This is a genomic window from Streptomyces sp. NPDC048442 (assembly GCF_040651475.1).
GTDB lineage: Bacteria > Actinomycetota > Actinomycetes > Streptomycetales > Streptomycetaceae > Streptomyces.
In genome coordinates, this window is the sequence record NZ_JBEZKB010000008.1 from 107,883 (window position 1) to 132,965 (window position 25,083).

General features: G+C 69.2%; 20 protein-coding genes. 17 read left to right on the forward strand and 3 right to left on the reverse strand.

Translation table 11 applies throughout. The features are described 5' to 3' along the window. Window positions 1–4: 4 nt before the first annotated feature. Complete coding sequence (locus AB0D18_RS14790; RefSeq protein ID WP_362417033.1) at window positions 5–865, reverse strand: C40 family peptidase; 861 nt, start codon at window positions 863–865, stop codon at window positions 5–7. Between the two features lie 727 nt (window positions 866–1,592). Between AB0D18_RS14790 and AB0D18_RS14795 the strand changes: the two genes are divergently transcribed. The 15 genes from AB0D18_RS14795 to recQ all read left to right on the forward strand — a co-directional run bounded on the left by AB0D18_RS14795 (window position 1,593) and on the right by recQ (window position 19,876). Beyond that, window positions 1,593–1,952 carry an NADH-quinone oxidoreductase subunit A gene (locus AB0D18_RS14795; protein ID WP_003967084.1) on the forward strand — a complete coding sequence of 120 codons (360 nt, stop codon included), beginning with the start codon at window positions 1,593–1,595 and terminating at the stop codon, window positions 1,950–1,952. Window positions 1,953–1,970: 18 nt separating this feature from the next. Beyond that, a complete protein-coding gene (locus AB0D18_RS14800; protein WP_362417036.1) occupies window positions 1,971–2,525 on the forward strand; it encodes an NADH-quinone oxidoreductase subunit B family protein in 555 nt (184 codons plus the stop codon). After that, window positions 2,522–3,238 carry an NADH-quinone oxidoreductase subunit C gene (locus AB0D18_RS14805; RefSeq protein ID WP_362417039.1) on the forward strand — a complete coding sequence of 239 codons (717 nt, stop codon included), beginning with the start codon at window positions 2,522–2,524 and terminating at the stop codon, window positions 3,236–3,238. The genes AB0D18_RS14800 and AB0D18_RS14805 overlap by 4 nt, the downstream gene beginning before the upstream one ends. Next, window positions 3,235–4,575: an NADH-quinone oxidoreductase subunit D gene (locus AB0D18_RS14810; protein ID WP_362417042.1), complete on the forward strand. Its 1,341-nt coding sequence runs from the start codon at window positions 3,235–3,237 to the stop codon at window positions 4,573–4,575. The genes AB0D18_RS14805 and AB0D18_RS14810 overlap by 4 nt, the downstream gene beginning before the upstream one ends. A 17-nt stretch (window positions 4,576–4,592) precedes the next feature. After that, complete coding sequence (gene nuoE / locus AB0D18_RS14815; RefSeq protein ID WP_362417561.1) at window positions 4,593–5,438, forward strand: NADH-quinone oxidoreductase subunit NuoE; 846 nt, start codon at window positions 4,593–4,595, stop codon at window positions 5,436–5,438. Then, window positions 5,438–6,811: an NADH-quinone oxidoreductase subunit NuoF gene (nuoF, locus tag AB0D18_RS14820; protein ID WP_362417045.1), complete on the forward strand. Its 1,374-nt coding sequence runs from the start codon at window positions 5,438–5,440 to the stop codon at window positions 6,809–6,811. Before nuoE ends, nuoF begins: the two co-directional genes overlap by 1 nt. Then, window positions 6,808–9,342 carry an NADH-quinone oxidoreductase subunit G gene (locus AB0D18_RS14825; RefSeq protein ID WP_362417048.1) on the forward strand — a complete coding sequence of 845 codons (2,535 nt, stop codon included), beginning with the start codon at window positions 6,808–6,810 and terminating at the stop codon, window positions 9,340–9,342. Before nuoF ends, AB0D18_RS14825 begins: the two co-directional genes overlap by 4 nt. Beyond that, window positions 9,339–10,700: an NADH-quinone oxidoreductase subunit NuoH gene (nuoH, locus tag AB0D18_RS14830; RefSeq protein ID WP_362417051.1), complete on the forward strand. Its 1,362-nt coding sequence runs from the start codon at window positions 9,339–9,341 to the stop codon at window positions 10,698–10,700. Before AB0D18_RS14825 ends, nuoH begins: the two co-directional genes overlap by 4 nt. Then, window positions 10,693–11,343 (forward strand): NADH-quinone oxidoreductase subunit NuoI, encoded by a 651-nt coding sequence (gene nuoI / locus AB0D18_RS14835; RefSeq protein WP_362417054.1) that lies wholly within the window; start codon window positions 10,693–10,695, stop codon window positions 11,341–11,343. The genes nuoH and nuoI overlap by 8 nt, the downstream gene beginning before the upstream one ends. Then, entirely contained in the window at window positions 11,340–12,203 is an 864-nt protein-coding gene (locus AB0D18_RS14840; RefSeq protein ID WP_362417057.1) for an NADH-quinone oxidoreductase subunit J, read from the forward strand. Before nuoI ends, AB0D18_RS14840 begins: the two co-directional genes overlap by 4 nt. Next, on the forward strand, window positions 12,200–12,499 hold the full coding sequence (gene nuoK, locus AB0D18_RS14845; protein WP_069927518.1) for an NADH-quinone oxidoreductase subunit NuoK: 300 nt from the start codon (window positions 12,200–12,202) through the stop codon (window positions 12,497–12,499). The genes AB0D18_RS14840 and nuoK overlap by 4 nt, the downstream gene beginning before the upstream one ends. Before the next feature lie 16 nt (window positions 12,500–12,515). Beyond that, a complete protein-coding gene (gene nuoL / locus AB0D18_RS14850) occupies window positions 12,516–14,411 on the forward strand; it encodes an NADH-quinone oxidoreductase subunit L (protein WP_362417060.1) in 1,896 nt (631 codons plus the stop codon). 5 nt (window positions 14,412–14,416) lie between these two features. Beyond that, window positions 14,417–15,988, forward strand: coding sequence for an NADH-quinone oxidoreductase subunit M (locus AB0D18_RS14855; protein ID WP_362417063.1), 1,572 nt, complete (start codon window positions 14,417–14,419; stop codon window positions 15,986–15,988). After that, the gene (gene nuoN / locus AB0D18_RS14860; RefSeq protein ID WP_362417066.1) at window positions 15,985–17,652 is read left to right on the forward strand and encodes an NADH-quinone oxidoreductase subunit NuoN; all 1,668 of its coding nucleotides are present in this window, start codon (window positions 15,985–15,987) and stop codon (window positions 17,650–17,652) included. The genes AB0D18_RS14855 and nuoN overlap by 4 nt, the downstream gene beginning before the upstream one ends. A gap of 151 nt (window positions 17,653–17,803) precedes the next feature. Continuing rightward, entirely contained in the window at window positions 17,804–19,876 is a 2,073-nt protein-coding gene (gene recQ, locus AB0D18_RS14865) for a DNA helicase RecQ (protein WP_362417564.1), read from the forward strand. Window positions 19,877–20,146: 270 nt separating this feature from the next. On the opposite strand, the gene AB0D18_RS14870 is transcribed toward recQ, so the two are convergent. Next, a complete protein-coding gene (locus AB0D18_RS14870; RefSeq protein WP_362417069.1) occupies window positions 20,147–21,346 on the reverse strand; it encodes an FAD-dependent oxidoreductase in 1,200 nt (399 codons plus the stop codon). Between the two features lie 111 nt (window positions 21,347–21,457). Continuing rightward, window positions 21,458–22,678 (reverse strand): ATP-grasp domain-containing protein, encoded by a 1,221-nt coding sequence (locus tag AB0D18_RS14875; protein WP_362417071.1) that lies wholly within the window; start codon window positions 22,676–22,678, stop codon window positions 21,458–21,460. Window positions 22,679–23,037: 359 nt separating this feature from the next. Between AB0D18_RS14875 and fahA the strand changes: the two genes are divergently transcribed. Then, a complete protein-coding gene (fahA, locus tag AB0D18_RS14880; protein ID WP_362417074.1) occupies window positions 23,038–24,264 on the forward strand; it encodes a fumarylacetoacetase in 1,227 nt (408 codons plus the stop codon). Window positions 24,265–24,385: 121 nt separating this feature from the next. Further along, a complete protein-coding gene (locus AB0D18_RS14885) occupies window positions 24,386–25,069 on the forward strand; it encodes a GPP34 family phosphoprotein (RefSeq protein WP_362417077.1) in 684 nt (227 codons plus the stop codon). Window positions 25,070–25,083: the final 14 nt, after the last annotated feature.

Sequence of the window (25,083 nt, forward strand, 5' to 3'; positions counted from 1 at the left end):
TGGATCAGAGAACGCGCACGGCGCCGGTCGGCGGGTCGTACGAGAGCGGACGCTCCACCACACCGGTGCCGGAGTTCTGCGCTCCGACGAAGTTGCCGCCGCCCACGTAGATGCCCACGTGGTAGGCGCTGCCCGCGCTGCCCCAGTAGAGGATGTCGCCCGGCTGGAGGTTGTCGAGACCGACCTGCGTGCCCATGGTGGACTGGCTCTGCGAGACGCGCGGCAGGTCGACACCGATGGAGCCGAACGCGGCCTGCATGAGGCTGGAGCAGTCCCACGCGTTGGGACCGGTGCTGCCCAGTACGTACGCGTCGCCGACCTGCGCCCGCGCGAACGCGATGACGGAAGCGGCGCTGCCGGTGGCCGACGACGAGGAAGCCGAGCTGCCGGAACCCTCGGACGAGGACGAGGAACCCGAGTACGAGGTGAGCGAGGTGCGCTCGGAGGAACGCGAGGCGCGCTCCTGCTCGGCCTTCTCCTCGGCCTTCTTACGAGCGGCCTCGGCGGCCTTCTTCTCGGCCTCCGCCTTGCGGTCCGCCTCGGCCTTGGCCTTCTTGGCGTCCTTCATGGCGGTCTCGGCCGCGGCGTCCTGGCGGGCCTGGCGGTCGTACTCGAAGGCGATCTGCTGCGTCGCCTCGACAGCGGTGTTGACCGTGGCGGCGGACTTGGCGGGCGTGGAAGCGGCGGTGGTCGTCAGCAGGGGCATCTCGACGGTCTCGTGCACCGGCTCCGCGTTCGCCGGAGCAGCCGCACCAGCCACCGCGATGGTGCTGAGGACGCCACCGGCAACTCCGGCACGGAGCGCCATCTTCGAGGCGCTGCGGCGGGGCTTCCGGTGGCTGGGTATGTGAGCGGTGTGGGACATGAGAACAACCGCTATCAGAGGTAACGAGTCTGCATCAAGAAACGTGGTCTCCGCCACAGTTGCCATCCTGCGGCCCGAATTCCGCGTCCGCGCACCCTTATTGACGCCGTAAAGGGCAAAACGGGCACGACCGTCCAACCCTGTGATCATGGGTTTTCCGCGATACGCCCGAATTGCCCTGACGCCTACCATCCGTTCACACGCATGGCCAAGCCCGCTTTTCTGACGACCTCTTAGGAGTGACGCAGGTCACAATAGAGGCGCGCTTCGCCGACTTGTCCGCTCGTGAACGCGCGCACGAGTCCACCCGTCCCTCCGGACCCCCTCCCGAGAGCGGGCGCGAAGGCACTATCACCAGCGCCCGTCCATCTCCAATTTGCCTGTAGGCGCCCTCTCTTGATAGAGCACCACGTCTCCGACCAGCGGTAACACCACTGAATGTCACGTCAGGTGATCACTTGCGTGCTTCCGGTACGTAGATCACCGTGCATCCGTGTTCATGATCCTTCGTCAGGTGGTGGAGATCACAAAGGCGTTGTCGTACCCCGTGTCGCAGATCACAGACCGGCAGGCATAGGATGCGGGGCAGTCAGGCTTGTGAACTGCCTCACATATCCGCGATCTTCATACGGTTCTTCCGCGGCGAGGCGCACCGGCCCCCCGCGACGGGGCAAGTTCGAGCCCGGCGCGGTCCAACGGTCAAGGACGACTGGAAGGAGCGAGGAGGGTGAATGCTTACGCGCCCATCCTTGTGCTCGGCGCCCTCGGGGCAGGGTTTGCGATCTTCTCCGTGGTCATGGCCACGCTTATCGGCCCCAAGCGCTACAACCGGGCAAAGCTCGAAGCGTACGAGTGCGGCATCGAGCCCACTCCCACGCCGGCCGGAGGCGGCCGCTTTCCCATCAAGTACTACCTGACGGCGATGCTGTTCATCGTCTTCGACATCGAGATCGTCTTCCTCTACCCCTGGGCGGTCTCCTTCGACGCCCTGGGGATTTTCGGGCTCGTCGAGATGCTCCTCTTCGTGCTCACCGTTTTTGTCGCGTACGCGTATGTATGGCGTCGCGGCGGCCTGGAATGGGACTGAGGGGCTGAGGGATCACCCATGGGACTCGAAGAGAAACTGCCGAGCGGATTTCTGCTGACGACGGTCGAACAGGCCGCGGGCTGGGTGCGGAAGTCCTCCGTCTTCCCCGCGACGTTCGGCCTCGCCTGCTGCGCCATCGAGATGATGACGACGGGAGCGGGCCGGTACGACCTGGCCCGCTTCGGCATGGAGGTCTTCCGCGGTTCACCGCGGCAGGCCGACCTGATGATCGTGGCCGGCCGGGTCAGCCAGAAGATGGCGCCGGTACTGCGACAGGTCTACGACCAGATGCCGAGCCCCAAGTGGGTCATCTCCATGGGGGTTTGCGCCTCCTCGGGCGGCATGTTCAACAACTACGCGATCGTCCAGGGCGTCGACCACATCGTTCCGGTCGACATCTACCTGCCGGGCTGCCCGCCCCGCCCCGAGATGCTGATCGACGCGATCCTCAAGCTCCACCAGAAGATCCAGGGCTCCAAGCTCGGCGTCAACGCGGAGGAAGCGGCCCGCGAGGCGGAGGAAGCAGCCCTGAAGGCGCTCCCCATGATCGAGATGAAGGGGCTGCTCCGGTGAGCGAGCAACACGAGGGCACGCCGAACGGCGTCCCCGCCCAGCGCGCGGACACCGCTGAGGTCCTCCGCACCCGCAAGGGCATGTTCGGCGCCGGCGACGGCGGCGACACGACCGGGTACGGCGGACTCGTCCGTACCGTCACCTTTCCCGGTGAATCGTCCCGCCCCTACGGGGGCTGGTTCGACGAGGTCGCCGACGAACTCGAAGGCGCCCTGGAGGAGCAGGACCTGCTTCCCTCGCACGCCATCGAGAAGACGGTTGTCGACCGCGGCGAACTCACCTTCCACATCGCCCGCGAGCACCTCCTGACGGTCGCCCGCACCCTGCGCGACGACCCGGCCCTGCGCTTCGAACTGTGCACCGGCGTCAGCGGCGTGCACTTCCTGGAGGACAAGGGCCGCGAGCTGCACGCGGTCTACCACCTGCGCTCGCTCACCCACGGCCGGCTGATCCGCCTTGAAGTCAGCGCCCCCGACGCCGACCCGCACGTCCCGTCCCTGGTCTCGGTCTACCCGACCAACGACTGGCACGAGCGCGAGACGTACGACTTCTTCGGCCTGGTCTTCGACGGCCACCCCGCCCTGACCCGGATCATGATGCCGGACGACTGGCAGGGCTTCCCGCAGCGCAAGGACTACCCCCTCGGCGGCATCGCCGTCGAGTACAAGGGCGCCCAGATCCCGGCTCCGGACCAGCGGAGGTCGTACTCGTGACCACCCCCTCTTCATCCCCCACGTCCGCCTCGGCCCGCGAGACCACCGAAGGCACCGTCTACACGGTCACCGGCGGCGACTGGGACGAGGTCGTACAGGCCGCGTCGAAGGCCGACGACGAGCGCATCGTCGTCAACATGGGCCCCCAGCACCCGTCCACGCACGGCGTGCTCCGCCTCATCCTGGAGATCGACGGCGAGACCGTCACCGAGGCCCGCTGCGGCATCGGCTACCTCCACACCGGCATCGAGAAGAACCTCGAATTCCGGAACTGGACGCAGGGCACCACCTTCGTCACGCGCATGGACTACCTGACGCCGTTCTTCAACGAGACCGCGTACTGCCTGGGCGTCGAGAAGCTGCTCGGCATCACCGACCAGATCCCCGACCGTGCCAGCATCATCCGCGTCATGCTGATGGAGCTGAACCGGCTCTCCTCCCACCTGGTGTGCATCGCCACCGGTGGCATGGAGCTCGGCGCGACCACGATCATGATCTACGGCTTCCGGGACCGCGAACTCATCCTGGACGCCTTCGAGCTGATCACCGGGCTGCGGATGAACCACGCGTTCGTCCGTCCCGGCGGCCTCGCCCAGGACCTCCCGCCCGGGGCCATGGACAAGCTCGCCGAGCTCCTGAAGACCATGCGCAAGAACCTGCCGGAGTACGACAAGCTCGCCACCGGCAACCCCATCTTCAAGGCCCGCATGCAGGACGTCGGCTACCTCGACCTCACCGGCTGCATGGCGCTGGGCGCCACCGGGCCCGTGCTCCGCTCGGCCGGCCTGCCGCACGACCTGCGCAAGACCGACCCGTACTGCGGATACGAGACGTACGACTTCGAGGTCCCCACCGCCGACACCTGCGACTCCTACGGCCGCTTCCTGATCCGGCTCGAAGAGATGCGCCAGTCCCTCGACATCGTCGAGCAGTGCCTGGAGCGCCTCAAGAAGCCCGGTGACGTCATGGTCGCGGACAAGAAGATCGCCTGGCCCGCCCAACTGGCCATCGGCGCCGACGGTCTCGGCAACTCGCTCGACCACATCAAGAAGATCATGGGCACCTCCATGGAGGCCCTGATCCACCACTTCAAGCTGGTCACCGAGGGCTTCCGGGTCCCGGCAGGCCAGGCCTACGCGGCCGTCGAGTCCCCCAAGGGCGAACTCGGCGTGCACGTCGTCTCCGACGGCGGCACCCGCCCCTACCGGGTCCACTTCCGCGACCCGTCCTTCACCAACCTCCAGGCCATGGCGGCGATGTGCGAGGGCGGCCAGGTCGCCGACGTCATCGTCGCCGTCGCGTCCATCGACCCCGTGATGGGAGGCGTCGACCGATGACCGATGTGTCACTGGGCATGCCCCAACTGCCCGCCCCCGCCTACCCGGACGAGGTCAGGGCGCGTCTCGAAGCGGACGCGAAGGAGGTGATCGGCCGCTACCCCGACAGCCGCTCCGCGCTGCTGCCGCTGCTGCACCTCGTGCAGTCGCAGGAGGGGTACGTCTCCCGCACCGGCATCCGGTTCTGCGCCGAGGTCCTCGACCTGACCACCGCCGAGGTCACCGCCGTCGCCACCTTCTACACCATGTACCGGCGCAAGGCCTCCGGCGACTACCAGGTCGGCGTCTGCACCAACACCCTGTGCGCGGTGATGGGCGGGGACGCCATCTTCGACGAGCTCAAGACGTACCTGGGCGTGGGCAACAACGAGACCACCGGCGACGGCAAGGTCACCCTCGAACACATCGAGTGCAACGCCGCCTGCGACTACGCCCCCGTGGTGATGGTCAACTGGGAGTTCTTTGACAACCAGACCCCCGAGTCGGCCAAGCAGCTCGTCGACGACCTCCGCTCCGGCCGCCCCGTCGAGCCCACCCGCGGCGCTCCTCTCTGCACGTACAAGGAGACCGCCCGCATCCTGGCCGGTTTCCCGGACGAGCGCCCGGGTGCGGTCGAGGCATCCGGAGGCGCCGGGCACGCCTCGCTGATCGGCCTCAAGCTCGCCAAGGGCGAGGCACCCGGCCAGGCCCGCGTCGTATCGCCGCGTGCCGAGACCCGCAGCGGGGCGGCGTCGCAGGACTCCCCGCAGCCGGGCTCCGAGCACCTCAGCTCGCACGACGCCCCGCAGCAGACCTCGGCCTCCGACCCGGCCTCTGCCCCCGAGCAGCACCCGGCAGGCCCCGCCTCCGAGGAGGGTGAGTGATGACCTTGGCCACCGAGATGACCGGCAACGGCAAGGGCAACGGCAATGGGGACAGCCCGGAGAAGCTGCTCTCGCCCGTCCTGTCCGCCTTCTGGGACGACCCCCGGTCGTGGACGCTGGAGACCTACCGGAGGCACGAGGGGTACGAGGGTCTGCGCAAGGCCCTCGCCATGACTCCGGACGACCTCATCGCGTACGTGAAGGACTCCGGTCTGCGCGGTCGCGGCGGCGCCGGATTCCCCACCGGAATGAAGTGGCAGTTCATTCCGCAGGGCGACGGAAAGCCGCACTATCTAGTTGTCAACGCCGACGAATCGGAGCCGGGGACCTGCAAGGACATCCCGCTCCTCTTCGCGAACCCGCATAGCCTCGTCGAGGGCATTGTCATTGCGTGTTACGCGATCCGGTCGAATCACGCGTTCATCTATCTGCGCGGAGAGACCGTCCCCGTGCTGCGCAGGCTGCACGAGGCCGTGCGGGAGGCGTACGACGCCGGCTACCTCGGAAAGAACATCCTCGGCAGCGGGCTCGATCTCGAACTCACCGTGCACGCAGGGGCGGGTGCGTACATCTGCGGAGAAGAGACCGCGCTGCTCGACTCGCTCGAAGGCCGTCGTGGCCAGCCCCGGCTGCGTCCTCCTTTCCCTGCGGTCGCCGGGCTTTATGCCTGTCCCACTGTTGTCAATAACGTCGAGTCGATCGCATCGGTTCCCGCAATTCTGAATCGGGGCAAGGACTGGTTCCGTTCGATGGGCAGCGAGAAGTCCCCGGGCTTCACGCTGTACTCGCTGAGCGGGCACGTCACCAACCCCGGCCAGTTCGAGGCCCCGTTGGGAATCACCCTGCGCCAACTGCTCGACATGAGCGGTGGAATGCGCGCCGGGCACCGGCTCAAGTTCTGGACCCCGGGCGGCTCATCGACCCCGATGTTCACCGAGGAGCACCTCGACGTGCCCCTCGACTACGAAGGGGTGGGCGCCGCCGGATCCATGCTCGGCACCAAGGCGCTGCAGTGCTTCGACGAGACGACGTGCGTCGTGCGGGCCGTGACCCGCTGGACCGAGTTCTACGCCCACGAGTCCTGCGGCAAGTGCACACCCTGCCGCGAAGGCACCTACTGGCTCGTCCAGTTGCTGCGTGACATCGAGGACGGCAAGGGGCAGATGTCCGACCTCGACAAGCTCAACGACATCGCCGACAACATCAACGGCAAGTCCTTCTGCGCGCTGGGAGACGGAGCGGCCTCGCCGATCTTCTCCTCGCTCAAGTACTTCCGCGAGGAGTACGAGCAGCACATCACCGGCAAGGGCTGCCCCTTCGACCCCGCCAAGTCGACCCTGTGGGCCGACAAGCACCTGGAGGTGAACGCATGACAGTGACCACGAGCAGCGCTCCCTCCGGGGGCGGCGAGGCGGCGGTCCCCCCGGAGGGCCTCATTTCGCTCACGATCGACGGCATCGACATCAGCGTCCCCAAGGGCACGCTGGTGATCCGAGCCGCCGAACTCCTCGGCATCGAGATCCCCCGCTTCTGCGACCACCCCCTCCTCGACCCGGCCGGCGCCTGCCGCCAGTGCATCGTCGAGGTCGAGGGCCAGCGCAAGCCGATGGCGTCCTGCACCATCACCTGCACCGACGGCATGGTGGTGAAGTCCCAGCTCACCTCGCCGGTCGCCGACAAGGCGCAGCGCGGAGTGATGGAACTCCTCCTGATCAACCACCCGTTGGACTGCCCGGTCTGCGACAAGGGCGGCGAGTGCCCCCTGCAGAACCAGGCCATGTCGCACGGCGACGCCGACTCCCGCTTCGACGGCAGGAAGCGGACGTACGAGAAGCCCGTCCCGATCTCCACCCAGGTGCTCCTGGACCGCGAGCGGTGCGTGCTCTGCGCACGCTGCACCCGGTTCTCCAACCAGGTGGCGGGCGACCCGATGATCGAGCTGATCGAGCGCGGCGCGCTCCAGCAGGTCGGCATCGGCGAGGGCGACCCCTTCGAGTCGTACTTCTCCGGCAACACCATCCAGATCTGCCCGGTGGGCGCGCTGACCTCGGCCGCGTACCGCTTCCGGTCCCGGCCCTTCGACCTGGTGTCGACTCCGTCCGTCTGCGAGCACTGTGCCGGCGGCTGTGCGACCCGTACCGACCACCGGCGCGGCAAGGTCATGCGGCGGATGGCAGCCGAGGACCCGGAGGTCAACGAGGAGTGGCTGTGCGACAAGGGGCGCTTCGGCTTCCGCTACGCCCAGCGCCCCGACCGGCTGACCACTCCGCTCGTACGGAACACCGAAACCGGTGAACTGGAGCCCACCAGCTGGCCCGAGGCGCTCGCCGCGGCAGCAAAGGGGTTGTCGGCGGCAAGGGGCCGTGCCGGTGTCCTCACCGGTGGCCGGCTGACGGTCGAGGACGCGTACGCGTACAGCAAGTTCGCCCGCGTCGCCCTCGACACCAACGACATCGACTTCCGGGCCCGTGTGCACAGCAGCGAGGAGGCCGACTTCCTGGCCTCCCGCATCGCCGGACGCGGCCGGGACCTCGACGGGGCCGGGACGACGTACACCACCCTGGAGAAGGCCCCGGCGGTACTGCTCGCCGGGTTCGAGTCCGAGGAGGAGGCGCCCGGCGTCTTCCTGCGGCTGCGCAAGGCCCACCGCAAGTACGGCCAGCGCACCTTTGCTGTCGCGTCGCACGCCACCCGCGGTCTGACGAAGGCGGGCGGCACCCTGCTCCCCGCCGCCCCCGGCACCGAGACCGAATGGCTCGACGCCCTCGCGGGCCACGCGGGCCTGGACGGCGACGGGGCGAAGGCGGCCGACGCGCTGCGCGAGAGCGGCGCCGTCATCGTCGTCGGCGAGCGCCTGGCCGGTGTGCCGGGTGCTCTCACCGCTGCCGTACGGGCGGCTACCGCGACCGGCGCCGAGCTGGTGTGGATCCCGCGCAGGGCAGGAGAGCGCGGCGCCGTCGAGGCAGGCGCGATCCCGTCGCTGCTGCCGGGCGGCCGCCCCGCGACCGACCCCCGTGCACGCGAGGAGGTCGCCGCAGCTTGGGGCGTCGCCGAACTGCCGCACCGCTACGGTCGCGACACCGGCCAGATCGTCGAGGCGGCCGCGACCGGCGAACTCCTCGCCCTGGTCGTCGCCGGAGTGGAGACCGCCGACCTGCCGGATCCGTCGCGCGCGCGCGTGGCGCTGGACGAGGTCCGCTTCCTGGTGTCGCTGGAGCTGAGGCCCAGCGAGGTCACCGACCACGCGGACGTCGTCTTCCCGGTGGCCGCGGTCGCCGAGAAGCCCGGCACCTTCCTCAACTGGGAGGGCAGGGCGCGGATGTTCGAGGCCGCGCTGAAGCCCGAGCAGATGACGCGCCGGCTCGCCCCGAGCGACGCGCGCGTACTGCACATGCTGGCCGACGAGTTGGCCCTCGCAGCGGGCGCCGACGGACACGGCAGCTTCGCGCTGCCGGACCTGAAGGCCGTACGCAGCGAGCTGGACCGGCTCGGCGCCTGGGACGGGCCGTACGCGTCGGCCCCGCTGGAGACCTCACGGCCGCTGCCCCGCGCGGGCGCCGGAGAGGCCGTCCTCGCGGGCCACCGCATGCTGCTCGACCAGGGCCGCCTCCAGGACGGCGACGAGGCCCTCGCGGGCACCCGGCACGCGGCGGTGGCCCGGCTCTCCGCGGCCACCGCCGCCGAGACCGGCGTCAAGAACGGCGACGTACTCGCCGTCACGGGGCCCGCAGGGACGGTCGAACTGCCGCTCCAGGTCGGCGAGATGCCCGACCGCGTGGTCTGGCTGCCGATGAACTCGACCGGCGGCGGCGTCCTCTCCGACACCGGGGCCCGCCCCGGCCAGTTGGTCACCCTCGCGCCCGCAACGATCCTGCCAAGCGTTCCGACGGAGGTGACGTCATGACGACGTACACACTCGCCGCGGAAGACCTGTCCATGTTCGGCACGGACCCCTGGTGGCTCGTCGCGATCAAGGCCGTCTTCTGCTTCGCGTTCCTGATGGTCACCGTGCTCTTCTCCATCGTGTGGGAGCGCAAGGTCGTCGCCTGGATGCAGCTGCGCATCGGCCCCAACCGGCACGGCCCCTGGGGCATGCTCCAGTCCCTCGCCGACGGCATCAAGCTCATGCTCAAAGAGGATGTGATCGTCAAGCGCGCGGACAAGGTCGTCTACGTCCTCGCACCGATCATCGCCGCGATCCCCGCCTTCATGGCGATCGCGGTCATCCCCTTCGGGCCGGCCGGCAACGAGGTCTCGATCTTCGGCCAGCGCACCTCGATGCAGCTCACCGACCTGCCCATCGCGATGCTCTACGTCCTCGCGTGCGCCTCGGTCGGCATCTACGGCATCGTGCTGGCCGGCTGGTCCTCCGGATCCACGTACCCGCTGCTCGGCGGTCTCCGCTCCTGCGCGCAGATGATCTCGTACGAGATCGCGATGGGCGCCGCGTTCGCCTCGGTCTTCCTCTACTCCGGGTCGATGTCGACCTCGGCGATCGTGGAGGCGCAGGCGGACCGGTGGTACATCCTGCTGCTGCCGGTGTCGTTCATCATCTACATCGTGACGATGGTCGGCGAGACCAACCGCGCACCGTTCGACATGCCGGAGTCCGAGGGCGACCTCGTCGGCGGCTTCAACACCGAGTACTCGTCGATCAAGTTCGCGCTGTTCATGCTGGCCGAGTACGTCAACATGGTCACCGTCTCGGCGGTCTCGGTCACCCTCTTCCTGGGCGGCTGGCGGGCCCCGTACCCGATCAGCACGTTCTGGGAGGGCGCGAACCACGGCTGGTGGCCGATGCTCTGGTTCGTCCTCAAGGTGCAGCTGCTGCTGTTCTTCTTCATCTGGCTGCGCGGCACGCTGCCACGCGTGCGCTACGACCAGCTGATGAAGCTCGGCTGGAAGGTCCTGATCCCGCTCTCGGTGGTCTGGCTGATGCTGGTGGCGACCGTACGGGCGCTGCGCAACGCCCACGTCGAGTACCAGCAGATCGTGCTGTACGTCGCCGGGGCCGTCATCGGTGTGCTGCTGCTGTCGTTCGTGTACGACGCCTTCCGGCGCAGCAAGTCCGAAGAGCCGGAGGAGACGCCCGCGTTCGACCCGATGGCCGGTGGATTCCCGGTGCCTCCGCTGCCCGGACAGACCCTGCCACCGGTACCGCGCAGGCGGTCCAGGCAGGAGCGGGAGCTCGTTGTCAGTGGCGGCGGCAATACTGACAGCACTGTTACTCAGAGTGACGGAAAGGAGGCTGACGGTGTCTGAGGCATCTTCCCGGGGCGAGGACCCCCGGGCCCCCTGGCAGAACCCCGTGGCCGGCTTCGGCGTGACCTTCAAGGCCATGTTCAAGAAGCGGCTGACCGAGCAGTATCCGGAGACGCCGAAGGTGACGGCGCCGCGCTTCCACGGCCGGCACCAGCTCAACCGGCACCCGGACGGCCTGGAGAAGTGCATCGGGTGCGAGCTCTGCGCCTGGGCCTGTCCGGCCGACGCGATCTACGTGGAGGGCGCGGACAACACCGAGGAGGAGCGCTACTCCCCGGGCGAGCGCTACGGCCGCGTCTACCAGATCAACTACGCCCGCTGCATCCTGTGCGGGCTGTGCATCGAGGCGTGCCCCACGCGCGCGCTGACGATGACCAACGAGTTCGAACTGGCCGACAGCAGCCGCGAGAACCTCATCTACACCAAGGACCAGCTCCTCGCCGGGCTGACCGAGGGCATGGTCGAGTCCCCGCACTCGATCTTCCCCGGCACCGACGAACAGGACTACTACCGGGGGCTGGTCACCGAGGCCGCGCCCGGGACCGAGCGACAGGTGGCGCTCAGCAAGGGGGAGCGGCCTCAAGAGGGCGCGTCCACCTTCGGTGAGGACGAGCCCGCGTCGAAGAGGACGGTGGGAGCGTGAGCACGCTTGCTGCTGCCGCATCGACCGGCGAGGCCTTCCAGTTCTGGATCCTCGGCACGGTCGCCGTCGTCGGCGCCCTGTGCACGATCCTGATGAGGAAGGCCGTGCACAGCGCGCTGTGCCTCGCCGGAACCATGATCATCCTGGCGGTCTTCTACCTCGCCAACGGGGCGTACTTCCTGGGCATCGTCCAGATCGTCGTCTACACCGGCGCGATCATGATGCTCTTCCTGTTCGTGGTCATGCTCGTCGGCGTCACCGCGGCGGACTCCCTGAAGGAGACGCTGAAGGGACAGCGCTGGCTGGCCGCCGGATGCGGGCTCGGCTTCGGCATCCTGCTCGTCGCGGGCATCCGCAACGCCCGGTTGAAGGAGTTCAACGGGCTGGCCAAGGCCAACGCGGGAGGCAACGTCGAGGGCCTGGCGGAGCTGATCTTCACCAAGTACGTCTTCGCCTTCGAGATCACCGGCGCCCTGCTGATCACCGCGACAGTCGGCGCGATGGTCCTCACCAACCGTGAGCGCACCGAGCGCGCCAAGACCCAGCGCGAGCTGTCCGAGCAGCGCGTACGCGAAGGCAAGCACCTGCCGCCGCTGCCCGCCCCCGGCGTCTACGCCCGGCACAACGCGGTGGACATCGCCGGTCTGCTCCCCGACGGCACCCCGTCCGAGCTGACCGTCATGAAGACGCTGCGCGAGCGCGGCCAGATCCGCGACGTGTCGGCCGAGGCGATGGACAACCTCAAGGCCCTGGAGCAGCGCTCCGAGGAGCGCCTCGGCCGCGCCGGCGGCCCTGAGAGTGCCGGTCGCCACGAGGCGGAGCCGCACACGTCGCAGCGAGAAGAGGAGGCAGCCAAGTGAATCCGGTCAACTACCTCTATCTGGCCGCCCTGTTGTTCACCATCGGCGCGGCAGGAGTGCTGATCCGGCGCAATGCCATCGTCGTGTTCATGTGCGTCGAGCTGATGCTCAACGCCTGCAACCTGGCATTCGTCGCGTTCTCCCGGATGCACGGCAATCTCGACGGTCAGATCATCGCCTTCTTCACGATGGTCGTCGCCGCCGCCGAGGTCGTGGTCGGCCTGGCGATCATCGTGTCGCTGTTCCGGTCCCGCCACTCGGCCTCGGTCGACGACGCCAGCCTGATGAAGCTGTAAGGGGTCGTAAAGAATCGTGGAGAACTTGATCGCGCTGCTCGTCGCGGCGCCACTGCTCGGAGCGGCCGTACTGCTGTGCGGCGGCCGCCGGTTGGACAAGGTCGGACACTGGCTGGGCACCCTGCTCGCCGCCGGATCGTTCGTCATCGGCGCCGTGCTCTTCCTCGACATGATCGGCAAGGGCGCGGACGACCGGGCCCTGCACCAGAAGCTGTTCAGCTGGGTCCCGGTCGAGGGCTTCCAGGCGGACATCGCCTTCCAGCTCGACCAGCTGTCGATGACCTTCGTCCTGCTGATCACCGGTGTGGGCACCCTGATCCACCTCTACTCGATCGGGTACATGGAGCACGACGAGCGCCGCCGGCGCTTCTTCGGCTACCTGAACCTCTTCCTCGCGGCGATGCTCCTGCTCGTCGTCGCCGACAACTACCTCCTGCTGTACTTCGGCTGGGAGGGCGTCGGCCTCGCCTCGTACCTGCTCATCGGGTTCTGGCAGCACAAGCCGAGTGCGGCGACGGCGGCCAAGAAGGCGTTCCTCGTCAACCGCGTCGGCGACATCGGTCTGTCCATCGCGATCATGCTGATGTTCACCACCTTCGGGACCTTCGCCTTCGGGCCGGTCCTGGGGGCGACGGAAGGCGCGAGCGAGGGCAAGCTCACCGCGATCGGCCTGATGCTGCTGCTCGCGGCGTGCGGCAAGTCGGCGCAGGTGCCGCTGCAGTCCTGGCTCGGTGACGCGATGGAGGGCCCGACCCCGGTCTCGGCCCTCATCCACGCGGCGACCATGGTGACCGCGGGCGTGTATCTGATCGTCAGGTCCGGTGCCATCTTTGATGCCGCGCCCGACGCCCAACTGGTGGTCACCGTCGTCGGAGCGGTCACGCTGCTCTTCGGAGCGATCGTCGGTTGCGCCAAGGACGACATCAAGAAGGCGCTCGCCGGATCGACGATGTCGCAGATCGGCTACATGATCCTCGCGGCCGGACTCGGCCCGATCGGCTACGCCTTCGCGATCATGCACCTGGTGACGCACGGCTTCTTCAAGGCGGGCCTCTTCCTCGGCGCCGGATCCGTCATGCACGGCATGAACGACGAGGTCGACATGCGGAAGTACGGCGGCCTGCGCAAGTACATGCCGGTCACCTTCATCACCTTCGGCCTCGGCTACCTCGCGATCATCGGCTTCCCCGGCCTGTCCGGCTTCTTCTCCAAGGACAAGATCATCGAGGCGGCGTTCGCCGCGGGCGGCGTCCAGGGCTGGATCCTCGGCGGAGCCACCCTGCTCGGCGCCGGGCTCACCGCGTTCTACATGACGCGCGTGATGCTGATGACCTTCTTCGGCGAGAAGCGCTGGCAGCCGGACGCGGAGGGCAACGCGCCGCATCCGCACGAGTCGCCCAGGTCGATGACGATCCCCATGATCGTGCTCGCCTTCGGGTCGGTCTTCGCCGGTGGGTTCTTCAGCATCGGCGACAGGTTCGTCAACTGGCTGGAGCCGGTGACCAAGTTCGAGCATCCGCACCCGCCGATCAGCGTCCCGGTCATCACCGGCGCGACCATCGCGGTCCTGCTGCTCGGTGTGGTCGGCGCGTACTTCCAGTACGGCCGCAAGGCCGTCCCGGTGGTCGCCCCGCGCGGCTCGCTGCTCACCAGGGCCGCCCGCCGCGACCTCCTCCAGGACGACTTCAACCACGTGGTCCTGGTCCGCGGCGGCGAGCATCTCACCCGCTCGCTCGTCTACCTCGACCACAGCGTGGTCGACGGCGTGGTCAACGGCACCGCCGCCTCGGTCGGCGGCCTCTCGGGCCGGCTGCGCAAGCTCCAGAACGGCTACGCCCGCTCGTACGCGGTCTCGATGTTCGGCGGTACGGCGATCCTCATCGCCGCGACCCTGCTGATGAGGGCGGTCTGATCACGATGTCCTTTCCCCTGCTCACCGCGGTGGCGGTCCTCCCGGCGGCCGGTGCCATCCTCACCGCCGCCGTGCCCGCCGCCCGTCGCACGGCCGCCAAGTGGCTCGCGCTGCTGGTCTCGCTCGGCACCCTGGTGCTGGCCGCGATCGTCCTCGTACGGTTCGATCCGGGCGGCGACCGGTACCAACTGACCGAGTCGCACGCCTGGATCAAGGACTTCGGAGTCCGTTACGAACTGGGCGTCGACGGCATCGGAGTGGCGCTGGTCGCGCTGACCGCGCTGCTGATCCCGTTCGTGATCGTCGCCGGCTGGAACGACGCCGATCCGCTCGAAACGAAGTCGAAGCGCTGGCGCCCCACCCAGGGCTTCTTCGCGCTGATCCTGATGGTCGAAGCGATGGTGATCATCTCCTTCGAGGCCACCGACGTCTTCCTCTTCTACATCTTCTTCGAAGCCATGCTCATCCCGATGTACTTCCTCATCGGCGGCTTCGGGGACCGGGCACACGCGGGCACGGACGAGCGGGCGGCCACCCAACGGTCGTACGCGGCGGTCAAGTTCCTGCTCTACAACCTGGTCGGCGGCCTCCTCATGCTGGCCGCCGTCATCGGGCTCTACACGGTCACCGGGACGTTCTCGCTCTCGGAGATCGCCGAGATGCGCGCGGCCGGCACCCTGGAGATGTCGACCAACATCGAACGGCTGCTGTTCCTCGGGTTCTTCTTCGCCTTCGCGGTGAAGGCCCCACTGTGGCCGCTGCACACCTGGCTGCCGAACGCGATGGGAGAGGCGACCGCCCCGGTCGCCGTCCTCATCACCGCGGTCGTCGACAAGGTCGGCACCTTCGCGATGCTCCGCTTCTGCCTCCAGCTCTTCCCGGAGGCCAGCAAGTGGGCGACGCCCGTCGTCCTCGTACTGGCGCTGATCAGCATCGTGTACGGGGCGCTGCTCGCCGTCGGCCAGCGCGACATCAAGAGGCTCGTCGCGTACGCCTCGATCTCGCACTTCGGGTTCATCATCCTGGGCATCTTCGCGATGACCAGCCAGGGCCAGTCCGGCGCGACGCTCTACATGGTCAACCACGGGATCTCGACGGCCGCGCTGATGCTGGTCGCGGGCTTCCTGATCTCGCGGCGCGGCTCGCGGCTCATCGCCGACTACGGCGGGGTGCAGAAGGTCGCCCCGGTGCTCGCCGGCACCTTCCTGATCGGCGGTCTGGCCACGCTGTCGCTGCCGGGCCTCGCGCCGTTCGTCAGTGAATTCCTGGTCCTGGTCGGGGTGTTCGCCGCGTACCCGGTGGTCGGCATCATCGCCACCACCGGCATCGTCCTCGCCGCGCTGTACGTCCTCGTGCTCTACCAGCGCACGATGACCGGCCCGGTGAAGGCCGAGGTCACAGGCATGCCGGACCTCAAGGCACGGGAACTGGCGGTGGTCGTTCCGCTGATCGTGATGCTGATCGGACTCGGCGTCTACCCGAAGCCGCTGACCGACATCGTCAACCCGGCGGTCACCCACACCATGCACGACGTGAACAAGCAGGACCCCAAGCCTGAAGTGGAGGCCGCGAAGTGAGCGCACCAACTGTCCACAGCCTGTGGACGAATCTGGCGGCGGCGACTCCTCCTGGCACCCCGGGGTCGACCTTCGAGGCGCCGACCATCGAGTACGCGCAGCTGTCGCCGATCCTCATCGTCGTCGGCGCCGCCGTCCTCGGTGTCCTGGCGGAAGCCTTCGTGCCCCGAAAAGGGCGATATTACGTCCAGTTGTTCATCGCGGTGGTCGCGATCGCGGCGGCCTTCGCCGCGATCGTCGGGCTCGCAGCGAGCGGGTACGGCACCACCGAGGCGCACATCGCGGCCGAGGGCGCGATCGCGGTCGACGGCCCGGCACTGTTCCTCCAGGGCACCATCCTGCTGGCCTCACTGGTCGCCGTCTTCACCTTCGCCGAGCGACGGCTCGACCCGGAGGCACACGGAAACCGGATCGACTCCTTCGCGGCGGACGCCGCGGCCGTACCCGGCAGCGATGCCGAAAAGGCCGCGGTCAAGGCCGGGTTCACCACCACCGAGGTCTTCCCGCTGGTGATGTTCGCGGTGGCGGGGCTGCTCGCCTTCCCGGCGGCCAACGACCTGCTGACCCTGTTCATCGCGCTCGAAGTCTTCTCGCTGCCGCTCTACCTCCTGTGCGCCGTCGCCCGCCGCAAGCGGCTGATGTCACAGGAGGCTGCCGTGAAGTACTTCCTGCTCGGCGCGTTCTCCTCGGCGTTCCTGCTGTTCGGCATCGCCCTGCTCTACGGCTACGCGGGCTCGGTCTCGTACGCGAAGATCGCCGACATCGTGGACGGCACCGTCCAGCAGATCGACCCGGCGCTCGCCGACACCATGGGCAACGACGCACTGCTGCTCATCGGCATGGCGATGATCCTGATGGGTCTGCTCTTCAAGGTCGGCGCGGTCCCGTTCCACATGTGGACCCCGGACGTCTACCAGGGCGCCCCGACGCCGGTCACCGGCTTCATGGCGGCGGCGACGAAGGTCGCGGCGTTCGGCGCCCTGCTGCGGCTGCTGTACGTGGTACTGCCGGGTCTCACCTGGGACTGGCGGCCGGTCATGTGGGGCATCGCGATCGTCACCATGCTGGGCGGCGCGGTCGTCGCGATCACCCAGACCGACATCAAGAGGCTGCTCGCGTACTCCTCGATCGCACACGGCGGGTTCATCCTGGCCGGTGTCATCGCGGCCACCCCCGACGGCATCTCGTCCGTCCTCTTCTACCTGCTCGCGTACTCCTTCGTCACGATCGGCGCCTTCGCCGTCGTCACGCTGGTGCGCGACGCGGGCGGCGAGGCGACGCACCTGTCGAAGTGGGCGGGGCTCGGCCGGCGCTCGCCGCTGGTCGCCGCGGTCTTCGCGGTCTTCCTGCTCGCCTTCGCGGGCATTCCGCTGACCTCCGGGTTCTCGGGGAAGTTCGCGGTCTTCAAGGCGGCGGCCGAAGGCGGGGCCGGGGTGCTGGTCGTGGTCGGTGTGCTGTCGTCGGCGATCGCCGCGTTCTTCTACATCCGGGTCATCGTGCTGATGTTCTTCAGCGAGCCGAAGGCGGACGGCCCCACGGTCGCCGTGCCGTCGCCGCTGACGATGACCGCGATCGGCGTGGGAGTGGCGGTGACGCTGGTGCTCGGCGTCGCCCCGCAGTACTTCCTGGATCTGGCGGGACAGGCGGGCACGTTCGTCCGCTAGCCCTGGACACGTACGGAAAGACCGACGCCCGGCGCCCTCACCAGGGGTGCCGGGCGTCGGGTTTTGGTCCGGGTTGTCAGTGTGTACCCCTACCGTGGTGGGAGGGTGCAGATCGGATACGGGGGACAGCGCGATGGACGGGACGAGCGGAATGGTGGACGTGGACGGGACGGTCGGTACAGCCGATACGGAGAAGGTTGCGGGCGTCGCGGAGAGTGATGCGCTGCGCACGCTGCACCGGATCTTCGGGTACGACGCCTTCCGCGGCGAGCAGGCGGAGATCATCGAGCAGGTGGTGAGCGGCGGCGACGCGGTCGTCCTCATGCCGACCGGTGGCGGAAAGTCCCTCTGCTATCAGATCCCGTCCCTGGTCAGGCCCGGTGTCGGTGTGGTGATCTCGCCGCTGATCGCGCTGATGCAGGACCAGGTGGACGCGCTGCGGGCGCTCGGTGTGCGCGCCGGGTTCATGAACTCCACGCAGGACTTCGACGAGCGGCGGACGGTCGAGGCGGAGTTCCTGGCGGGCGAGATCGACCTGCTGTACCTGGCGCCGGAGCGGCTGCGGCTCGACTCGACGCTGGGGCTGCTGTCGCGGGGCAAGATCTCGGTCTTCGCGATCGACGAGGCGCACTGTGTGGCTTCGTGGGGGCACGATTTCCGGCCGGATTACCTGGCCCTGTCCGTACTGGGCGAGCGCTGGCCCGACGTGCCCCGGATCGCCCTGACCGCGACGGCCACGGCCGCCACGCACAAGGAGATCACCGAGCGGCTCGGCATGCCGGACGCCCGGCACTTCGTCGCCAGCTTCGACCGGCCGAACATCCAGTACCGGATCGTGCCGAAGATCGACCCGAAGAAGCAGCTGCTCGCCTTCCTCAAGGAGGAGCACGCGGGCGACGCGGGCATCGTCTACTGCCTGTCGCGGAAGTCGGTGGACGCCACCGCGGAGTTCCTGTGCAAGCAGGGCATCGAGGCCGTGCCCTACCACGCGGGGCTCGACGGAGGGACGCGGGCGCGCAACCAGGCGCGGTTCCTGCGCGAGGAGGGCCTGGTCGTCGTGGCGACCATCGCCTTCGGCATGGGCATCGACAAGCCGGACGTGCGGTTCGTCGCCCACCTGGATCTGCCGAAGTCCGTGGAGGGCTACTACCAGGAGACCGGGCGTGCCGGGCGTGACGGGGCACCGTCCACGGCCTGGATGGCGTACGGACTCCAGGACGTCGTGCAGCAGCGGAAGATGATCCAGAGCGGGGACGGCGACGAGGCCTTCCGGCGGCGGGCCGCCGCCCACCTGGACGCGATGCTGGCGCTCTGCGAGACGGCCGACTGCCGGCGCGGCCAGCTCCTCGCGTACTTCGGGCAGGAGGGTGCGCCCGAGAAGTGCGGCAACTGCGACTGCTGCCTCAACCCGCCGGAGACCATCGACGGAACGGTGCACGCGCAGAAGGTGCTGTCGACGGTGTGGCGGCTGAAGCGGGAGCGCAGGCAGAAGTTCGGGGCGGGCCAGATCATCGACATCCTGCTCGGCAAGAAGTCCGCGAAGGTCATTCAGTTCGACCATGACCAGCTGTCCGTTTTCGGCATCGGGCAGGACTTCGCCGAGGCCGAATGGCGGGGCGTGGTGCGGCAGTTGCTGGCGCAGGGGCTGCTGGCGGTGGAGGGTGAGTACGGGACGCTGGTACTGACCGACGCGAGCGGGACGGTACTGGGCGGCGAGCGCGAGGTCCGGCTGCGGAAGGAGCCCAAGCGGGTCGCTGTGGCGCGGGCCGAGCGGGGTGAGCGGAAGGCGAAGGCGGCGGCCGCCGTGGCGGATCTGCCGACGGAGGCGGCACCGGTCTTCGAGGCGCTGCGGGCCTGGCGGACCGCGCTCGCGAAGGAGCAGGGGGTGCCGCCGTACGTGATCTTCCACAATGCGACGTTGCAGGAGATCGCCACGGTGCGGCCGGGGTCGATGGCGGAGCTGGGAGCGATTGGGGGGCTGGGGGAGAAGAAGCTGGCTACGTATGGGGAGGGCGTGCTGGGGGTCCTGGCGGGGGTGGGGGGTGTGGGGGCGCCGGCTTCCGTGCCGGCTTCGGTTTCCGTGCCGGCTCGCGTGCCGGCTCCCGCTCCGGTTCCGGTTTCGGCTTCCGGGCCGGATCGGGGGAGGGCTTCTTCGGAGCCTGAGTGGGACTGGGATGCGGAGCCGGAGGGGGAGTGGGGGATGGAGCCGCCGCCGGAGGACTAGGTGGGGGTGGGGGCGGGGGTGGGGCTCTGGGGCTGGGGGTTCTGATGTGCGGGTGCGTCGTGGCTGATCGCGCAGTTCCCCGCGCCCCTAAAAGATTGCCACTTAGCCCCGATCCTCCTCGCGCAGCCGGGCCGCCCCTCGACCCTCCGCTCCCTAGCCCTCTTGGGCAGCGGGGCCGCCCCACGGGGGCGGGACGGGTGGGCAAGGGGGCGGCCCCACGCGGAGCATGCCCCCTCACGACCGCATGACCTTGCGACCAGGCGGGCCCCTTCAGTGCAGTCTCGACACCGCCTCCGCCACCCGCGGTGACGCGTACTCCGTGCCGCACACGAAGCGCATGACCGGGCCGAAGGACGATGCCGACGGCAGGCCGGTGAAGTGGAGGCCGGGGACGGAGGAGCCGTAGCCCGCGTCCAGGACCGGGGCGCCGCGGGTCGTGGCGAGGGCCGTGCGCATACCGTCGCCCAGGAACGGCATCGAGGCGACGTCGACCTGGTAGCCGGTTGCCGCCATGACGTGGTCGGCGGCGAGTTCGGCGGAGGGGCCTTCGCCGCCGAGAGTGAGGGTGGGACGGCCGCCCTCCACCCGGGCCCGTACGATGCGGCGTCCGTCCGTCACCTGGACCCGCCCCGTGAAGCGGTCCCGCAGCCACCACGCACCGAGCGGGCCGAGCACGCGTCGGACCAGGTAATGCCGTGCGGGCGCGGGGAGCCGGCGTACGTGCGAGGCGTGGTAGCTGAGGCCGTACAGGGACCATGCCCGGCCGAAGGGGGACTCGGGGCGCAGTCGCGGCTGCCGGTCAGGGGCGTCCCCGAAGGACACCGAGCCGCGCCGCCGCGCCACGATGCGTACCGACGAAGCACCTGCCTCCGCCATCAGGACGGCGTTCTCCAGGGCGGACTGGCCCGCGCCGACGACGACCACGTCCTTGCCCGCGAAGGCGGAGAGGTCGCGGTGCTGGGCCGCGTGCGAGACCGGGCCGCTCGCGGACGGGCCGTCCGGGACGGCCGCCGCCAGTTCGCGCGGCATCCGGGCCAGGCCGGACAGACCGGTGGCCACGACGACCGCCCGCGCCCTGAACTGTTCGCCGGAGTCCAGCTTGAGGGAGAAGGCGCCGTCCTTGTCGCGGTCGACGGAGACGACCCGCACCTGCTCCAGTTCCGGGACGAGCCGGTTCGCGAACCACTGCCCGTACGCGGCGAAGTCCTCCACCGGGATCAGGTCCCAGTCCGACTCGTAGCGCCGTACCCCCGCCTCCGCGCAGAAGTCGATCAGGTCGTGGCCGGGCTGCGGCGCGTCGATGTTCGAGGCGACCGGGGTCGATTTGAGCAGCATCCCGGCGGGCATGTGGGTGCGCCAGGCCACCATCGGATCGCCGAAGACCCGTACCGGGATGCCGCGCGCCCGCAGATGGGCGGCGGTGGACAGGCCGTAAGGACCCGCCCCGATGACAACTGCCGGAAGAATCACGTGAAGTTCCCCTCCCCAGGGTGAAACATGAAGTCGGACCGGACCACCGGGCCCCGCCCCCAACTGCGGCCGTCCCTCAACCGCGGTCGTCCCTCAACCGCGGCGGACCCCTCAACTGCCGCCCCGCCGCGCCCCGTACATCTCGTACAGGTGCCGTGCCCCCGGCCGCACCATCCGCGCCAGCATCATCAGTGCGGGCCGCACGTCGTCCGCCGCGAACCACGCCAGTTCGGTGGAGTCCGCACGGGCGGGCGCGTGCGGCGTCGTGTAGCCGCTGCGGCGGTAGGCGAGGAGGGCGGGAAGGTCGATGTTTTCGACCACATAGCGGTGACCGGCGCGCTGTTCCCCCTCCGGGACCGCACGCCCCGTCAGATCCAGATGCTGCGCCCGTACGACGTCGACGCCCGCCTCGTTCTCGAAGAGGCGGAACTGGGCGCCCATCCGGGGGTTGAAGTCGAGCAGCTTGTACTGCCCGTCGCGCCGGTCGTAGCGCAGATCGAGGTCGACGATTCCGCTGAAGCCGATCCGCTTGATGAACTGACCGGCAAGCAGCGCGAGTTCCGGGTTGTCCACGACGTACGCGCACGCCGTCATGCCCGCGTGCGGGGGCCAGGACCGCACCTTCACGCCGGTGAACATCGCCCGCGGCTCGCTGTGCGCGTCGAAGTAGGCGTGCACGATCCAGTCCTCGGCCTGTTCGCGCGGCAGGTACTCCTGGAGGATCACCCCCGGTTCGTCGCCCCAGCCGCGGGCCAGGGCGAGGAGCTGGTCGGGGCCCTCGATGCGCGTGGTGCCGCGTACGGCGGGGCGGTGGCGGCGTACGAACGCCTCCCGGTTCTTGGCGACGACCGGGAAGACGGCCTGCTCGGCGAAGGCCACCACGTCCGCGTACGAGGACGGGAACGAGGCCTGCGGGGTCGCCACCCCGTGCTCCGTGCACAGCTCGTGCAGACCCTGCTTGCTGGCGAGCCGGCGCGGCAACTCGCCCTCGGTGCGCGGGAAGAGGAAGGGACCGGAGAGCACGTCCTGGTGCTCCGCGATCAGTACGGCGGCCTCCTCGTCGGTGGGGACGAGGACGGTCGGGCGGCCGATCAGGCGGCCGACGCGCAGCATGCCCTCTATGAGGCGGCCGGGGTCCTCGGTGCCGGTGGTGGGCCAGACGTACGCCCGCTCCAGATGGCGGGAGAGCGCGGCCGGGGTCCACCGGTCCTCGGTGATCGCGTACATGGGGATGCCGAGCCGGCCCAGACTGCGGATCGCGCCGACGCCGCCGTGGTGCAGCGGATAGTTGCCGAATTTCACGATCAAGGCCGGAACGCTCCGGTCCGCCATGATCCCCGGAGTGCCGCCGCGGCCCTTCGGCGTGCCGCCGCTGCCCCTCGGTGTGCCGCCCCGCGCTCCCGTTCCCCGTACCGTTCCGCGTAAAAGTCCCCGCACAAGTCCCCCCTAGGACTTTTCCGGATGCTTCCCACCTCTGGAAACCTCGAAGAAAACCTGGAAATCCCCGCTTCGTCCCCGCCCGCCCCTACCCGTTCCCCCACTCCGCCCCAGCCCCGCCCCCAAGGACGCTAAGCCGGAATTGCCGCCTCCACGCAGGTCTTTCCGGACATTACGAACTCTTTAGCCACTGCCGTCCCTGGCCTCCCCCACGTAACGTGTGTTCCAACGACCTGGAAAGCGAGGCAGCACCCATGCCCGAGCAGTCCCCGCTCGACGTCGCCGAAGGTGACCCCTTCGGCCCGCACAACCTCCCGTACGGTGTGTTCTCCACCGCGGACGCCCCCGAGCGGCGCCGCGTCGGAGTCCGTATCGGCGGCCATGTGCTGGACGCGGGTGCTGCCGCGCTGGCACTCGGCTCCCCGTACGCCCAACTCCTGGCGCAGCCCTCGCTGAACCCGCTGCTCGCGGCGGGCCGCACCGCCTGGCGCGATGTGCGCCGCGCGCTCACCGCATGGGTCACCAGCCCCGCGCACCGCGAGGACATAGAGCCGCTGCTGCACCCGCTCGGTGCCGTCACGCTGCACCTTCCGTACGAGGTCGCCGACTATGTCGACTTCTACGCGAGCGAGCACCACGCGACGAACGTCGGCCGGATCTTCCGCCCGGACGGTGACGCGCTCACCCCCAACTGGAAGCACCTGCCGATCGGTTACCACGGCCGGTCCGGCACCGTGGTGGTCTCCGGAACGGACGTGGTGCGCCCCTCGGGCCAGCGCAAGACCCCGGCGGACGCCGCGCCGGTCTTCGGCCCTTCGGTGAAACTCGACATCGAGGCCGAGGTCGGCTTCGTCGTCGGCACGCCGTCGGAGCGGGGCAGGCCCGTCCCGCTGGCCGACTTCCGTGACCACGTCTTCGGTCTGTCGCTGCTCAACGACTGGTCGGCGCGCGACGTCCAGGCCTGGGAGTACGTGCCGCTTGGCCCCTTCCTCGGCAAGTCCTTCACCACGTCGGTGTCGGCCTGGGTGACTCCGCTGGAGGCTCTGGAGGCGGCCAGGGTCGCCCTGCCGGAGCGCGACCTCCCGGTGCTGCCGTACCTGGACGACGAGGACGAGGAGGAGCCCGGCGGCTTCGACCTCCGTATCTCCGTGACGATCAACGGACAGGTCGTCTCCGAGCCGCCGTTCTCGACCATGTACTGGTCGGCGGCGCAGATGCTGGCCCACATGACGGTCAACGGCGCGTCGCTGCGCACCGGCGACCTGTACGGATCGGGCACGGTCAGCGGCGCGGAGGCCGGGCAGCGGGGCTCGCTCCTGGAGCTCACCTGGAACGGCAGCGAGCCGCTGGAACTCTCTTCCGGCAAGCGGACGTTCCTGGAGGACGGCGACGAGGTCACGCTGACGGCGTGGGCCCCGGGTCCTGACGGAACGCGGGTCGGTCTTGGCGAGGTCACGGGACGGATCGTGGCTGCGGGCTGAAGCGTGGGCTGATCGTGGCCGCGGGCTGATCGTGGTCGAGGGCTGGCCGGAGGCGTCTGAAGAGTCCGCTTCGGGGAATGGGGAGTCTGACCGCAGTCGACTCCTGGAGGCTGATGCTCTGATGTCCCCCCTGTCACCCCTGCCGCACCTGTCGCTGCCGGAGGAACTCCTCCTGCTTGGGCTGCAGCCCGAGCGCGGCGGCATGCGCGTCAAGGTGAGTTACGTGGAGTACGGCGTCGCCGGCGCCGTACTCGCGGAACTCGAACTGGCCGGCTGCATCGAGCAGGACCGGGGGCGGGTGCAGGTCCGCACCCCGGTTCCGCCGCCCGCCCTGGTGACAGGACCGACGGCGGACCCGGTGGCCGTGCAGGTACTGGCGGGCCTGCCGGGGCCGGGGAAGGGGCGGCACGGCGGTGTCCGCACCTCGTCCTTCGTACGGCGCGCCCGGCGCGAAGTGACGGGGCAGTACCTGGACCGGCTGGTCGAACGGGGCGCGCTGCGACGGGAGTCGAAGCGGATCATGGGGCTGTTCCCGGTGGTCCGCCACCCGGCAGCCGGAACGGACTGGTCCGCTCCGCTCCAGCAGCGGCTGCAGGGCGCTGCGAAGTCCGGGTTCCCCGACCGCGGTGACCAGCTCCTGGCGGCGTTTCTGTGGGCCACCGACCTGGCGAACAAGCACTTCCGCGGGAACGCGGCACGTCAGGCACGGGCGCGGATGCGGGACTTCGGCCGTCGGGAGTGGACGGCGAAGGCGGTGCATGGGGCGGTCGCGGGGGAGAAGGCGGCGGCGCAGGGTGGGGGCTGAGCGGGCCGTCTGCC

Excerpts from the sequence above, each read along its gene's own strand:
- recQ (WP_362417564.1), top strand. The coding sequence starts at position 17,804 with ATGGTGGACGTGGACGGGACGGTCGGTACAGCCGATACGGAGAAGGTT.
- AB0D18_RS14825 (WP_362417048.1), top strand. The coding sequence starts at position 6,808 with ATGACAGTGACCACGAGCAGCGCTCCCTCCGGGGGCGGCGAGGCGGCG.
- AB0D18_RS14875 (WP_362417071.1), bottom strand. The coding sequence starts at position 22,678 with ATGGCGGACCGGAGCGTTCCGGCCTTGATCGTGAAATTCGGCAACTAT.
- AB0D18_RS14790 (WP_362417033.1), bottom strand. The coding sequence starts at position 865 with ATGTCCCACACCGCTCACATACCCAGCCACCGGAAGCCCCGCCGCAGC.
- nuoH (WP_362417051.1), top strand. The coding sequence starts at position 9,339 with ATGACGACGTACACACTCGCCGCGGAAGACCTGTCCATGTTCGGCACG.
- fahA (WP_362417074.1), top strand. The coding sequence starts at position 23,038 with ATGCCCGAGCAGTCCCCGCTCGACGTCGCCGAAGGTGACCCCTTCGGC.
- AB0D18_RS14885 (WP_362417077.1), top strand. The coding sequence starts at position 24,386 with ATGTCCCCCCTGTCACCCCTGCCGCACCTGTCGCTGCCGGAGGAACTC.
- AB0D18_RS14855 (WP_362417063.1), top strand. The coding sequence starts at position 14,417 with ATGTCCTTTCCCCTGCTCACCGCGGTGGCGGTCCTCCCGGCGGCCGGT.
- AB0D18_RS14800 (WP_362417036.1), top strand. The coding sequence starts at position 1,971 with ATGGGACTCGAAGAGAAACTGCCGAGCGGATTTCTGCTGACGACGGTC.
- nuoF (WP_362417045.1), top strand. The coding sequence starts at position 5,438 with ATGACCTTGGCCACCGAGATGACCGGCAACGGCAAGGGCAACGGCAAT.
- nuoE (WP_362417561.1), top strand. The coding sequence starts at position 4,593 with ATGCCCCAACTGCCCGCCCCCGCCTACCCGGACGAGGTCAGGGCGCGT.